Below are 14,349 nucleotides of genomic sequence, written 5' to 3'. Positions count from 1 at the left end.
ATCGCCCGTGTGAAAAAACTTCTCGCGTGGCTCTGGGCGGTTCTGACGACACCGGCCGGCACGCTCAGCCTCGCCTTTCTCACCCTTGGCGGTTTCGTCGGCGGGGTCATGTTCTGGGGCGCCTTCAACACCGCACTCGAAATGACCAACAAGGAAGCCTTCTGCATTTCCTGCCACGAGATGCGCGCCAATGTTTATGAGGAACTGACCCGGACGGTGCATTTCTCCAACCGCTCCGGCGTGCGCGCCTCCTGTCCGGACTGCCATGTGCCGCATGAGTGGACGGACAAGATCGCCCGCAAGATGCAGGCCTCGAAGGAGGTCTGGGGCAAGATTTTCGGCACCATCGATACGCGCAAGAAGTTCCTCGACAAGCGGCTGGAGCTTGCCCAGCACGAATGGTCCCGCCTGAAGGCCAATGACAGTCTGGAATGCCGCAACTGCCATTCCTCCGCCGCCATGGACTTTACCAAACAGACACAGCGCGCCGCCGATATTCATTCCAAATATCTGCTGACGGGCAAGGCCACCTGCATCGATTGCCATAAAGGCATCGCTCATGAATTGCCCAATATGGAAGGCATAGACCCCGGCTGGAAAATGCCGCCGGCGCTCAACGACCAGCCGGGGCCGACGGCCTCTGCCGTCGACGACCTTAGACGTGCGATGACGGATGTGCATTGGAACGTTTTCTGATCGCCTGAAAAAGAAGCCGTGCATCCCTTCGGGCGCACGGCGTTTTCGTCAGTAGAACCGGATCGCGGCTGTCGCGACGATCCGGTTGCCAATATGTCTGTGGCTTAGCCGATCTTCACATTGTCATCGCGCTTGATGGCGATGATGGTCGAGCGCGGCAGTTTGCCTTCGCCATCCGGGAAGGGGGCGTCGGGGTGCTGGATGCCGACGAAGTGGGTGCGCTTGTCGCCGGACCATGTCTGGCCGGTGACTTCGGAACCCTTCGGGGCGGTGAGGAAGCGCTCGATACGGCCGGTGGCCGGGTCGCCCGCCAGCATCTGGTTGTTGCCCTGGCCGGCGAAGTTACCTTCATTGGTGTCCTCGCCATCGGTCTGGATCCACAGCAGACCGGTGCTATCGAACATCATGCCGTCAGGCGAATTGAACATGTTGCCTTCGTTGATGTTCGAAGAACCCGCATAGGCGTCCTTGTGAACGGAAGGGTTGCCGGCCATGCAGAACAGGTCCCACTTGAACTTGCCGTCCGCATGGTCGTCATTTTCCGGATACCAGCGCACGATCTGGCCGTATTCGTTCTTTTCGCGCGGGTTGGCGGCATTGATCGCCATGGCGTCGCCGCCGGCATTGGCGCGCAGCTTGCCGTCCTTCATTTCGCCACGGCGGCTGTTGTTGGTCAGCGCGCAATAGGCTTCGATGGCGACCGGATTGATGGCGACCCATTCCGGTCGGTCCATCGTCGTTGCGCCCACCTTGGAAGCGGCCTGACGGGTGAAGACGCAGATTTCGTCGATCTTCATGCCGGTGGTTTCAGGCGTCAGGGCGAGCCATTCACCAGCGCCGTCGTCGGAGAATTTCGCGACGTAAAGCGTGCCTTCGTCGAGCAGCTTCGAGGTGTCGCCGCCCGGCACGTAAATGCCGTTGGAGACGAATTTATAGAGGAACTCGCCACGCTCGTCGTCACCCATGTAAACGACGACACGGCCATCGCGGGCGATGACCACGGCGGCGTTTTCGTGCTTGATGCGGCCAAGCGCGGTGCGCTTGATCGGGGTGGAGGAGGCGTCCGAAGGATCGATCTCGACCACGTAACCGGCGCGGCGCGGCTCGTTGGGGTTCTTGGCAACGTCGAAACGCGCGTCGAATTTCTCATAGGCGTAGCGCGTCTCGGCGACGATGCCGTAACGCTTGTAGTCGTCAGGCAACTTGAAGGCGGCGTCGGTGGTGCCGAAATAGCCGTTGAAGTTTTCTTCGCAGGTGAGATAGGTGCCCCACGGCGTGCGGCCGGCGCCGCAATTGTTGAAGGTCCCGAGACAGTCGACACCCTTCGGGTCGGCGGCGGTCTTGACGAGATCGGAGCCTGCGGCCGGGCCGGAAAGCTTCATCGGCGTATTGTGGTGGATACGGCGGTTGAAGGGGCTGTCGAGAACGATCTTCCAGCCATCCTTGTCTTCCGCGACTTCCATGACGGTGACGCCCTGCATGTTCTGCAGGATCTTCACGTCGTCGGCCGTCTTCGGATTGCCCTTGTCAGTGTGCGGCAGGTTGATTTCGGGGTTCACATATTCATGGTTGACGGCGATCAGCTGGTGGCTGCCGACCACGAAGAGTTCCATGCCGTCGGTGTTTTCGCCGAAGACCTTGTCGGAGTTTTCAACGCTGACGCCCTTGGCGGGGTCGAGATCGGGAACGTTGGAGAACAGCGGCTGGCCCCATTTCGCCAGCGGCTTCCAGTTATAACCTTCCGGGACATGGATGGTGTTGTCGGTGGCGGCGGCAACCGGCTTGAAGGGGAAACGGCCGACGGCGGCTTCCTGCGCTTCGGCCGAGGTGCTGCTCATCAGGTTGCCGAGCGTGCCCATGGCGGCCGCGGCCGAACCGAAGGCAAGCACGCCGCCGAGAAAGCCGCGGCGGGAAATCGCGGTTTCGACAACGCGGTCGAAATCGGTTTCGGCCGGCGGCGGGTTCTGCAGTTCGTCCCACTCGTCCCAGGACAATTTGCTCGTATCGATGTCGGTCATAGTCTGTCTCCACCGTTGCTTGTTTGGAATCATTCCAGCAAGGTGCCTACCGTCCGAATATTTCATTCGGATGACGGAAAGGGCAGTATCGGCGGTCATTTTCCCTGCGCCGGGGCGGCGTTTTTCGTCAGCGCCCGATCAGGATGCGGGTGACAAGAAAGCCGTCGAAGCGGCAGAAACGGAAGGGAATCTCCGTTCCCCTGCGCCATTCGCCTATGTCGGCGGTCAGCCGCAGCGAGGCCGAGCCGTTGTCGTCGAAGCCGGATAATTCCGCCGCCTCGAAAAAGAAAAACCGTTTCACTGTCGGATAAAGCGCCTTGAACAGGCTTTCCTTGGCCGAAAAAATCAGGCCGGTCATGAAGGGGTCTATGACGTTGCCGAGGTTGTGGCGTTCATGCGCCGTCAGGGCCTGCGCGGCGATATCGCAGGCTTCCTCTTCAGTCAGGAGCCTTTCGATATCGATGCCGATGCCGCGGAACCGCCCCGAAGAGCCGGCAATGGCAATCGCCCGCTCATGGCTGTGGGAAATCGCGCCGATCACGCCTTCGGGCCAGATCGGCGCGCGGTCCTCACCCATACCGGGAAAGCTGGAGCGGCCGGTGAGACGGCGGATGGCTTCGGCCGCGCATCTGCGCCCGGCGATGAACTCCGCCTTGCGTTTGGGCAGGGCGTGTAAAAGCTGCGGCGGCAAGGGAGGGACCTCGCCGCCGCAACCCTCATCGGCGCTGTAATGAAGGGTGAGGCAATGGCAATCGCAGCTGTCGTCCGGCCAAGGCCAGATGGCCTCCGGTGGATCGCCGGAGACGGCTTTGCGATGAAACGCCGTTGCAATGGCCATGTCCGTCACCTTCATCCAGCGGCCTAGATCATGCGCTCACGCTTTTCGCCATCCCGCGTCTGTTCAGGCCGCAAGCGTTGCGCCGCCATCGACGACGATCTGCTGCATCGTCACGTGGCCTGCCTGATCGGAGGCGAGGAACAGCACCGTATCGGCGATATCGTCCGGCCTCGCGATCTTGCCGAGCGGAATGCCGAGCTTGAACTGATCGGGCAGGCCGGCGACCAGCCGGTCCTTGCCGGAAGGATCGCTCAACATGCCGGCAAGCATCGGCGTATCGGTGGAGCCGGGGGAAACGACATTGCAGCGCACGCCATAAGGCGCAAGCTCAAGGGCGGCGCAATGGCTGAGGCTGACCAGCGCCGCCTTGGAAGCGCAATAGGCCATCATGCCGATGCGCGGCACGACGGCGGCATTGGAGCCGACATTGACGATGGCGCCGCGCCCCTGCCGCTTGAAGGTGCCGCTCCATTGCCGCAGCATATAGAACGGCCCGGCGGCATTGACATCCATGCAGGCCTTCCAGTCCTCTGGCGTCAGGCTTTCGCTGTCGCCGAGCCGTAAAATTCCGGCGGCATTGACCAGAATATCGAGCCCGCCCCATTCGCTCTCTATCGCCTTGCAGGCCGTCTCCACCGCCGCCGCGTCAGTGATGTCGAGCGCGATCTGGCGGAAGGGGGCCTCCGCCGTGTCAGCCAGAAGGTCGAGGCCGATGACCTCGGCCCCTTCCTCGATGAAACGTTCGGCGATGCGGCGGCCGATGCCCTGGGCCGTGCCCGTCACCAGCACGCGCCGTCCGGTAAATCTCTGTTGCGTCATCTTGTCCGTCCGCTCAGGCTGCGAGCCGCTTTTCTTCGATCAGCGTCCACCAGGCGGAAAGTGTCGGCACACGGGCCAGCTCATCGAAGCCGACGGTGACACCGCGCTCCTTCAATTCGCCGGCGAGCTTCATCACCTGCAGCGAATCCAGCCCGTAGAAGATCAGGTTTTCATCGGGGTCGATATCGCTTTCATCCTCCACCATCTGCAGGACGCGGGCTTTCAGCCATTCGCGGGTGCCGGTGGCCTCGCCTGCGCCGACAAGGCTTGCGGTGTCGATCACCACGCCGCAGCGCGTCGCCACATATTGCAGCGCCATGCGGTGTTCGGCCTCGGAAAAATCGGCGACACCGTCACCGATCATGAAGGGCTGAATATCCTTCATGAAGGCTTCAACCGCCGTCATCATGCAGCCGATATGGGCGTAAACGCCGCCGACGATGATCTGGTCGCGGCCCCAGCCTTTCATGCGCTCAGCAAGATCGGAACGCTGGAAGGCGCTGTAGCGCCATTTGGTCAAAACCACGTCGTCGGGCGTCGGCGCGAGCTTGTCGACCACCTTCTGCAATTCGGGATCGACGACAGTAAGACCCGGTCCCCACATGTCGTTCAGCAGCGCGCGGTCGCCGGGCGGCTGGTTATGCGGCTGGGCGGTATAGATGACCGGCACGCCGTTCTGAACGGCCCATGCCTTCACCTTGGCGAGATTGTCGATGAGGGCCGTGATCAACTTGCCGTCCGCCTCGTAGAACCGCAGGAAATAACGCTGCATGTCGTGGATGAGAAGCACGGCGCGTTTCGCATCGGGCTGCCATTTTGTCTTGTTGGCCGGAAAGCTCGCGGCGACCGGCATCGGATAGTCGGAAATGGTGGGGATCGTCATGATGACCTCGGTTTTTTGCTGCGCCGGCTCGGGCGGCGCGTAATCTTTGGAATTGGGGACGCCCTTTTGAGCGTCCCTTTCGGTTGGCGCTGCCTGTCAGGCGCTGATGGCGACGGGGGCCATCAGCAGGTCGCGCAGGCGCTTCTTGTCGATCTTGCCGACGGCGGTGAGCGGCATGGCCTCGATGAAGCGCACGCGGTCCGGCAGCTTGTAATCCGCGACGCCGAGACCGGCGAGATGCTGGCGGATGGCCGGCGCCCTAAGCGCGGGATTGCGCGACACGACGAAGACGCAGCTTTTTTCGCCGAGAAGTTCGTCCTGCATCGCCACCAACGCCGCGTGCGTCACATCCGGATGCCGCAGGATCAGGTTTTCCACCTCTTCCGAGGCGACCTTTTCGCCGCCGCGATTGATCTGGTCCTTCACCCGGCCAACGACCCGCAGATAACCTTCGGGCGTGCGCTGCACGACGTCGCCGGAATAATAGAAGCCGTCCTTATCGAAGACCCGGGCGCTGTGTTCGGGGGCGCGGTAATAGCCCCGGAACGTGTAGGGACCACGGGTCGCCAGCATGCCGGCTTCGCCCTCGGGCACGTCGTTGCCGTCCTCGTCAACGATGCGGATTTCGTCGTCCGGGCTGATCGGCCTGCCTTGCGTGGTGAAGACGATATGGTCGGGGTCACCGAAGCGGGTGTAGTTCACCAGACCTTCCGCCATGCCGAACACCTGCTGCAGATCGCAGCCCAGCACCTCCGGCACCTGGCGGGCGAGCGCTTCGGCGAAGCTTGCGCCCCCAACTTGCAGGAGCTTGAGGGATTTCAGCCGTTCGCGATGGGCGGGAGCCGCCTGCAGCCACAGCGCCACCGCCGGCGGCACCAGCGGCACAATGTCAACGCGATGTTTTTCGATCAGATCGAAGCAGGCAAGCGGCTCCGGATTGGCGGCCATGACCACGGCACCGCCGGCGTGGAACACCCCAAGCGCGCCGGGTGAGCTCATCGGGTAATTATGCGCCACCGGAATGGCGCAGAGGAAGCGGGTCTGCGGCGACAGTTCGCAAATCTCCGCGCTGGCCCGGGCGCTGTAGTCGTAGTCGTTATGCGTCCGGGGGATCAGTTTCGGCGTTCCGGTGCTGCCGCCGGAAAGCTGGAACAATGCCACCTCATCGGCGGCGGAAGGGGCGTAAGCCGGTGGATTTTCGGCCGGGGCGGCCAGCTTCTGCTCCAGGCTGCGCTGCGGATCGGTTTCGCCGAGCAGCAGGGTCACGGCAAGCTTTGGAGAGACCGCCTTCAGCGCCTCCACAAATGTGTCATCGGCGAAAAGCTCGTGGCTGCGTGAGGCGATCACCAGCTTCGGCGCGATCTGCTCCGCATAGGAGGTCATTTCCAGTCGGCGATGGCTGAAAAGCGCATTGACGGGGGCGGCGCCGATTTTGATGAGCGCGAAAAAGACGAGATAGAACTCGGCTATGTTCGGCAATTGCACCAGCGCCGTATCACCCCTGCCGATGCCTGCGGCGGAGAGATGTCCGGCCAGATTGGAGGATTGCCGGTCGAGGTCGGCGTAGCTGAAACGACGGTCGCCGCAGATCAGCGCTGTGGCGTCCGGCCGGCGCTCCACCTGTTCGGCGAGAATGCCGCTCAGCGGCCGGTCGATCCAGTAGCCGCGTTCGCGGTATCGGCGAACGAAATCCTCGGGCCAGCGTTGGAATTCGATTGTCATGGTTTGTCCCTGGAAAAATTAGGCCGCAAGACCGCAGGCGTTCAGCATGGTCTTGAGCTTGGTCTGCACCTCGGCCCATTCGGATTCGGGCTCCGAGGCCTCCACGATGCCCGCGCCGGCGAAGAGCCGCACGGTTTCCCGCTGCACGGTGCCGCAACGGATCGTCACCACCCATTCGCCATTCCCTTGCGAATCCGTCCAGCCGACCATGCCGGTGAAGAGGCCGCGCTCGAAAGGCTCGACGAAGCGGATGAGGCGATGGGCGCGCTCGGTGGGGAAGCCGCAGACGGCTGGCGTCGGGTGCAGCAGGCAGGCAAGCTGCAGCGCATTGGTTTCCGGATCGGCGAGACGGCCTTCGATGCGGGTCGAAAGATGCCAGAGCGCCGCCGTATTGATGAGGGAGGGTTTTTCGGGAACATCGAGTTCCGCGCAGACCGGCGAAAGCAGCGAGCGGATATCCTCGATGACGAGGCTATGCTCGTAATGATCCTTTTCCGAGGCCGAGAGCCGATGCGCATTGGCCTTGTCCGCCGCCGGATCGACCATGCGTTTTGCCGATCCCGCCAGCGGGTTCGAGGTGATTTTCTCGCCCTGCTTGCGAATAAGAAGTTCCGGGCTGACGCCGATCAGGTCGCCGCCATCGGGCAGCGGAATGCGGAACTGGTAACCTTCGCGGTTCTGTTTGGCCAGACTCGCCAGCAATCTTTCGACATTGACCTCGGAGGCGAAAGTCAGTTCACGCATGACGGAAAGCACCGCCTTGCGGACTTCGGAACGGCGGAAATTGACGATGGCATGTTCGACGGCATGCTTGAAACCGCTCTCGTCCGGCAGGCTGTTCTGGCCGACAAGTGCAGGCATGGCCGAATCGGCGACGATCGGCTCCGCATCCTTGGAATTCCATTCATAGTTGTATGGGATATATAGGCATGAGGGTTCGCTGACATCGAAGGGGATCGCGCCGATGGCGATTGGGTTCTCCTGTCCCTCCCGCTGCGCACGCTCGAACGCGCCGGCCAGTGCCTGCTGCAGCGGGCTGGCAATGTCTTCGCCGCCGCGGGCAGGAATCGCTATCTTTTCGCGAATGCCCTTGGCGCGCAATTGCCCGTTGCCGGACGTAAACAGAAATTCTCTATTAAATTCAGTAATTTCGTCGGATTCGACGTCATTCGTCCTGAGTGCTCCCGTTTTCATGGGATGCCTCCTGTGCGAGTGGTTGACGATGGCTTATACTTGAGTATGCTAATCATGTTTTGTCAACCGGTACAAACTCACATGCTAAATTTAACCCCGATGCAGGTGGCCTATTGGGTCGGCCGCGAGGCGGATGGAATACTCGGGAAAGTTACGCCGCATCTTTACCTCGAATTCGACGGGCAGGCGGTGGATGCGGAAAAACTGGCCGTTGCCGTGGAAAGGCTCTGCCGGCGTCACCCCATGCTGAGCCTCAGGATCGATGCTGAAGGGCTTCAGTCCGTCGATCCTGCCGGCCGGCCGCTCCGCCTCGATGTGGAGGACATGGCCGCGCTTGATTCGGAGGCGCTTGCACGCCGTCTTGAGGCGAAGCGCGAGGAATGGAGCCATCGCCGGGCCGATTTACGCATTGCCGCACCGGCGGCGATCTCGCTCAGCCTGTTGCCGGGGGGACGTTGCCGTCTGCATGTGGACACAGACATGCTGGCCGTCGATCCGGCCAGCGTGCGGATGGTGATGGAAGACCTTGCCCGTTTTTACGAGACGGCGTCAGGCGCAGCCGAAACCCGGACTTTCGAACCGGTAACCCCGTCGTTTTTCGACTGGGCGGAACGTCTAATGTCCGATCCGGACTTGAGGGGCCTGCGCGAAAGGGACCGCCTGTGGTGGCGGCAACGGCTTGCCGATGTTCCGGACGCGCCGCCGCTGCCGTTTCTGTCCGATGACCCCTTGCGCGCCGTTCACACGGACCGGATCGCCACGCTGCTTTCAGCGGCGGAGCGCGGCAGTCTGGAGCGGACAGCGCGGCGTTTTTCCGTGACGACGTCGACCCTTCTGCTCGGTGTTTTCGCACTGGCGCTGTCGCAGGCGTCGGGCGCGGAAAAATTCCGGCTTTCCGTGCCGGGTTTCTGGCGCGCGCCGCTGGTGGAAAGGGTCGATGAGATCGTCGGCGAGTTTTCCAACGTGCTCGTGCTCGGCGTCGATATCAGGCCTGAAGAAATGCTTGAAGCGCTGCTTGGTCGGCTGTTCGATGAGATGAACGGGCTTCTCGCACACCAGTCCTATCCGGGTGTCAGCGTGATGCGCGATCTCTCCCGCCAGCGCGGTGGTTTGCAGACCTCGCCGGTGGTTTTCACCGCCGGGGTCGATCTTCCGGGCGGGGAGCTGTTTTCGGAACGGGTCGGGCGGGTGTTCGGTCCGATGGTCCACACCGTCTCGCAGGGGCCGGGGGTGGCGCTGGATGCGCAGGTGGCGGCGTTGGATGGCGGGTTGCTGATCAACTGGGATGTGCGGCTCGATGCGCTGCCGGAACGCTGGCTGCGCGCCCTGTTCGAAACCTACGTCACTCTTCTCCGCCGGATTGCGGAAAGCCCCGATCTCGCTTGCGAAAGCGTGGAGCGATTGGTCGCGCAGCGGTCGGAAACGGCAGCCGAGGCAAAAGGAAAACCCATGGAACGTCCCCTCTCACCCCTGCAACAGGCCTATCTGCTCGGGCGTGGCACCCATCTGCCGCTGAGCGGCGTGGCGATGCAGGAGTTCCGCGAATATCGCGGCGATATCGACCCGGAACTGCTGCGGTCGCGGCTTGCCGCGATGGTCGCGAGACATGAAAGCCTGCGCACCCGCATCGATGAGCGACGGCTGGTGCAGATGGTTGCCGATGAGCCGAAGATCAATCTCGATCTCGTCGATCTTTCGGCCCTGTCTCTTTCGCAAGCCGAGGCAAGGATCGACACGGTGCGACGGGATTTTTCCCATGCACATTTCGATCTCGCAGCCTCGCCATGGCAAGTCACGGTGTTTCTTATGCCGGATGCAGGGCCGACGGGGCATAAGATCGTGGTCTTCCTGCGTTTCGACGCGCTTATACTTGATGGACGGGCCATTGCCAGCCTCGCGGCGGAACTCTTCGATGGCGTCGTGCCGCCGGAAGCCGCCGCAACGGCCGAAACGCCGAAGGAGGATATTTCGGCGGCCCGTTCCGGGGATGCCGCCTATTGGGCTGAAAAGTTGAAAGATGCCGAGGTGCCCTCGCAACTGCCGTGGAAAGCACCGCTCGAAACCATTCCCACCTCGCGTTACAGCCGCCAGAGCCTGACTGTCGAAAAACAGCGTTTCACCGCCTTTTCACGCATCGGTGCGAAAGAGCGGCTGTTCAAAAATTCGGCGCTGACGGCCGTTATCCTCGATGTGCTCTCGCTCTGGCTCAACGAAGGCGCGCTCGTCGTCGGCATTCCCGTCGCGCCGCAGGTGGAAGGCGCCTTCGCCAACCGCTCCAGCTTCATCGCCGTCCAATGGGATGCGGCCAGGAATAGCTTTGCGGAGCGGGCGGCGGGCCTCCAGACGGATGTGCTGGAAGGGCTGAACCATCTCGCCTTTTCGGGTATCGATCTCAATCGTGTACTTCTCAATGCCAATCCGGGCGGGCTCGCCTTGCCGGTGGTGATCACCAACGGTCTGACCTGGCCGACGCTTTCATCCGAATCGACGATGCAATGGACCGGCGGGCTTACCCAGACGCCACAGGTGGCGCTGGATTTCCGCTTTTCGCAGAATCCGCAGGGCGATCTCGTGCTCGATATCGACTATGCCGAGCAGGCGATCGATGCGGCGATGGTGGCGGATATTCTCGCCGCCATCGAGCGTGCGATTGCCTGGATCGCCAATAACGGCGCTTTCTCCTTCAACGCACGCGATATTGTCGACCTGTCCCACTACCGGCTGAACGGCGACGAGAGAAACTTCGCCTGCCCGCCATTTCTGGAACGGATCGCCGGCCATCTTTTCGAGGGCGACCCGTCGCGCACGGCGCTCGTCAGCGGCAAGCGACGTATCTCCTATGGCGAACTCGGTCAGATGGTGGCAGGGGCGATGGCGGGCCTTAAGGCGCGCGGCATCGGCCGCGGTGATGTCGTGGCCGTGTGCCTGCCGCGCAGCCCGGAACATACGGCCATCACGCTCGCCGTAGCGCTGATGGGTGCGGTCTGGGTGCCGGTCGATGCCGGCTCGCCGGAAGATCGCCTGCGCTATCTGCTGACCAATTGCCGCCCGGCGATCATCGTCGCCCGCAGCGTTCCGCAGGGTTTCGACGCTGTCGATCCGGCGGCGCTTCTGTCCGCGCCCGCACCGGCTGGCGCACCCGTTACCATGGCGGAGGTGGCGGCGCTCTCCCAAAGCGAGGAGCCTGCTTACTATCTCTATACCTCCGGCACGACAGGCAAACCGAAATGCGTCGTGCTTTCCAACCGCGCCACGGCCAATGTCATCGGCAGCACGCTTGCGGAATGGGCGGTGACGGATAGCGATGTGTTCATCTCCGTCACGCCACTTCATCACGACATGTCCGTCTTCGATGTTTTCGGTGCGCTCGTCGCAGGAGCGACGCTGGTGCTGCCGGAACCGGGCGAGGAAAAGGATGCTGTGCGCTGGAACGAGCTGGTGGCCGAACATGGCGTCACCCTCTGGTGCTCGGTGCCGGCCATCCTGGAAATGCTTCTCGCCTGCCGCCGTGGCGACCAGCTTGCGTCGCTGCGGCTCGTGGCGCAGGGCGGCGATTACATCAAGCCGATGATTATCGAAGAACTTCGCCGGCTGAAGCCCGGCCTGCGGCTGATATCGCTCGGCGGCCCGACGGAAACCACGATCTGGAGCATCTGGCACGAGATCGTTGCGGAAGATGTGGCGGCCGTGCCCTATGGCCAACCGCTGCCCGCCAATCGTTACTTCGTCCTCAACGATCAGGGCGGCCATTGCCCGGCCGGTGTCGTTGGCCGCATCCATACGGCCGGCGTGAATGTCGCCATCGGTTATCTCGAAGATGGCGCGATTACCCAGACGGATTTCGTGACGGTTGCCGATCCGGAAGGAAACCCCGTGCGGGCCTTCCGCACCGGAGACCGGGGCCGTTACCGGCCGGATGGCAAGATCATGTTTGCCAGCCGCGTCAATGGTTACGTCAAGGTGCGCGGCGTGCGCGTTTCTCTGCCGGATGTGGAAAACGAGCTTATCCGCCATCCTTCCATCCAGCGCGTTCTGGTGGTGGATTACGGCGTCGAACAAAAGGGCGAGGCGGCCATCGGCGTGCTTTACGTCGTTGCACCGGGCCTTGATCTGTCGACCGCCGATCTGCGCAATTTTGCCCGCCAGCATCTGCCGGAATCGCATGTGCCCGGCCGGTTTCTCAAGGTCGACGATCTGCCGCTCTCGGCCAATGGCAAGCCGGATCGCCGTCGCGCCCGTGAATTGCTGACCGGTGCTGCGGAAGCGGCAAAAATCTCCGCCCCTGCGGCTCCCGCCGTCGATCAGGGCGACCGCCGGGTGCTGGATATCTATCTCGGCGTGCTGGGTAAAAAACCGGCTAATGTGGATGCGAACAGCGACCTGCTGGCGCTCGGTCTTCTGCCTTCGCATCTGAAAACCGTCTCGGCTGAAATCCGCACTGCCTTCGGCGTGGAGCTCACACCGCAGCAGCTTTTGCGGTGCCGCAACGCCAGACAGGTGACTTCGCTCCTGGCCGCCCGGGCGGCGTGAACCCAATCATTTCGGGCGGCACTTCGCGCCCGATAACGGAAATTGTGCAAGGAAAAACAGATGGCGCATATCGATCCTGCCGGCGGCTGGCTTCCACTGACGCAGCCGCAACTCGATTTCTGGGAGGAGTTTTCCTTCCATCCCGACGAACCGGTTTCCACCGTCGCCCATTACATCGATCTTTCCGGTGCGGTGAATGAAAGCGCGCTCATCGAGGCGATCAAACGCACCATGCGCGAATCCGAAGTCCTGTCGATCCGTTTCCGCATCGGCGAGGACGGCGAGACGCCGCAGCAATGCTGCGACCCAAACCGTACCCCGGTGGTGGAACTTGTCGATCTCCGCGGCGATTCCGCTCCTCTGGAAGAGGCGCTGCGGCGCATGAACGCGGATGTGGAAGCAAGGCTCGATCTCAGAACCGACAGGCTTTCGGCGCAGCTGCTCTACCGTATCGCCGACGATCGTTATCTCTGGTACATCCGCGCCCATCATATCGTCGTTGATGGTTATGGCCTGACGCTGGTCGAGCAGCGCTGCGGCCAGCTTTACGGGCACTATTGCGGCAAAGGCGAAGCGGGTCCGGATTTCCACCCCTTCGGCGATTTCCTTGCCGAAGAGGATGCCTACAAGCAAAGCAGGCGTTTTGAAAAGGACCGCGATTTCTGGGCGGCCTATCTTGCCGCACCCGCCGATCTGCCGGTGCTGGACAAGGATTGCGAGGACTATGGCGGCGGTGGCCTGCATACGGACGCGGCCTTGCCGCAGGGTTTCAGCACGCGGTTGCAACAGGTGGCCGGCGCAACGGAGATAGGCTGGCCGGACCTTCTGGTGCTGCTATCCGGCCTTTATCTCCACCGTGTCCTGCCGCGGCCGGATCGCGATGTGCTGACCTTGTGGCTGCCCTTCATGAGCCGTTGGGGCAGCGTCGGCGCGCATATGCCGGCCATGCTCGTCAATATTTTGCCCTTCCATCTCACCATCGAGCCGGGAGAGAGCCTCGGCGCATTTCTCACGCGCAACGCCGCCAATCTGCGAAAGCAGCGCCTGCATGGCCGCTACCGCATCGAGCAGATCGCCGCCGACCGGGAAATCCCGAAGGGCCGGCGCTTCTTCTTCTCGCCGCTCATCAATGTCCTGCCCTTCAGCGCGCCGGTCTTTGCCGGGCTTACCGTTGTCAGGCACATCCTCGCCAACGGTCCCGGCGACGGTTTCAACCTGACCTTCCGTGGCGAAGATGACGGCAGCGAGCTGAACCTGCATATCGATGCGGATTCGGCGCTGACGCAAGCGGAGGATTTCGCCCGTTACCGCGAGGAACTGCCATTGTTCCTCGATGCCATGCTGCGCGAGGAGGCGCTGACGCTTGCGGCGGAGGAGGCGTCCACGGCGTTCCGTCTGGCGGTTTGAGGGGAAGGCCGATAACGCTTCCCCTATACTCCACGTCATCCTCGGCCTTGTGCCACTACTGTCCGGTTTAAATTTGCGGCTATTGGAAGGCCATCTGGTTTTGGTTTGTGGGTTTGTCTGGTGGCGGGTTGAGAAGCCGATCGGTGCGTCGCCGGTGCATGAGGTTTGCGCGTACCAGCCGGGCGAAGGCGAGTGGGCTTGGCACGGTCTTCTGGTCAGCCTGCGCCAATCGCAGGAGCAGG

9 protein-coding genes and 1 pseudogene are annotated in these 14,349 nt (G+C 62.4%); 3 read left to right on the top strand and 7 right to left on the bottom strand.

The window, feature by feature from the left end; translation table 11 throughout:
- A complete protein-coding gene (locus tag PH605_RS21230) occupies window positions 1-696 on the top strand; it encodes a cytochrome c3 family protein (RefSeq protein WP_271040160.1) in 696 nt (231 codons plus the stop codon).
- A gap of 104 nt (window positions 697-800) precedes the next feature.
- Here PH605_RS21230 and PH605_RS21225 read toward each other — a convergent pair whose 3' ends face one another.
- From PH605_RS21225 to PH605_RS21200, 6 genes are all read right to left on the bottom strand, one after another.
- Window positions 801-2,714, bottom strand: coding sequence for a PhoX family protein (locus PH605_RS21225; protein WP_142845988.1), 1,914 nt, complete (start codon window positions 2,712-2,714; stop codon window positions 801-803).
- A 127-nt stretch (window positions 2,715-2,841) separates the two neighbouring features.
- Window positions 2,842-3,552 (bottom strand): 4'-phosphopantetheinyl transferase family protein, encoded by a 711-nt coding sequence (locus PH605_RS21220; protein ID WP_080858205.1) that lies wholly within the window; start codon window positions 3,550-3,552, stop codon window positions 2,842-2,844.
- A 63-nt stretch (window positions 3,553-3,615) separates the two neighbouring features.
- Complete coding sequence (gene dhbA, locus PH605_RS21215; protein ID WP_078053267.1) at window positions 3,616-4,371, bottom strand: 2,3-dihydro-2,3-dihydroxybenzoate dehydrogenase; 756 nt, start codon at window positions 4,369-4,371, stop codon at window positions 3,616-3,618.
- A 13-nt stretch (window positions 4,372-4,384) separates the two neighbouring features.
- Window positions 4,385-5,254 (bottom strand): isochorismatase, encoded by an 870-nt coding sequence (locus PH605_RS21210; RefSeq protein ID WP_078053266.1) that lies wholly within the window; start codon window positions 5,252-5,254, stop codon window positions 4,385-4,387.
- A gap of 96 nt (window positions 5,255-5,350) precedes the next feature.
- Window positions 5,351-6,976 (bottom strand): (2,3-dihydroxybenzoyl)adenylate synthase, encoded by a 1,626-nt coding sequence (locus PH605_RS21205; protein ID WP_078053265.1) that lies wholly within the window; start codon window positions 6,974-6,976, stop codon window positions 5,351-5,353.
- An 18-nt stretch (window positions 6,977-6,994) separates the two neighbouring features.
- On the bottom strand, window positions 6,995-8,170 hold the full coding sequence (locus PH605_RS21200) for an isochorismate synthase (RefSeq protein WP_142845989.1): 1,176 nt from the start codon (window positions 8,168-8,170) through the stop codon (window positions 6,995-6,997).
- 81 nt (window positions 8,171-8,251) lie between these two features.
- On the opposite strand from PH605_RS21200, the gene PH605_RS21195 reads away from it, so the two are divergent.
- Window positions 8,252-12,700 carry an amino acid adenylation domain-containing protein gene (locus tag PH605_RS21195; protein WP_142845990.1) on the top strand — a complete coding sequence of 1,483 codons (4,449 nt, stop codon included), beginning with the start codon at window positions 8,252-8,254 and terminating at the stop codon, window positions 12,698-12,700.
- A gap of 60 nt (window positions 12,701-12,760) precedes the next feature.
- Window positions 12,761-14,107 carry a condensation domain-containing protein gene (locus tag PH605_RS21190; RefSeq protein WP_142845991.1) on the top strand — a complete coding sequence of 449 codons (1,347 nt, stop codon included), beginning with the start codon at window positions 12,761-12,763 and terminating at the stop codon, window positions 14,105-14,107.
- Between the two features lie 79 nt (window positions 14,108-14,186).
- On the opposite strand, the pseudogene PH605_RS21185 reads toward PH605_RS21190, so the two are convergent.
- Window positions 14,187-14,349: pseudogene (locus PH605_RS21185) on the bottom strand (IS4 family transposase); the annotation flags it as partial.

The organism is Agrobacterium sp. CFBP 3001, from assembly GCF_027871605.1.
GTDB lineage: Bacteria > Pseudomonadota > Alphaproteobacteria > Rhizobiales > Rhizobiaceae > Agrobacterium > Agrobacterium leguminum.
The sequence above is the reverse complement of the archived record's forward strand: the minus strand, read 5'-3'. Positions and strand labels throughout refer to the sequence as shown.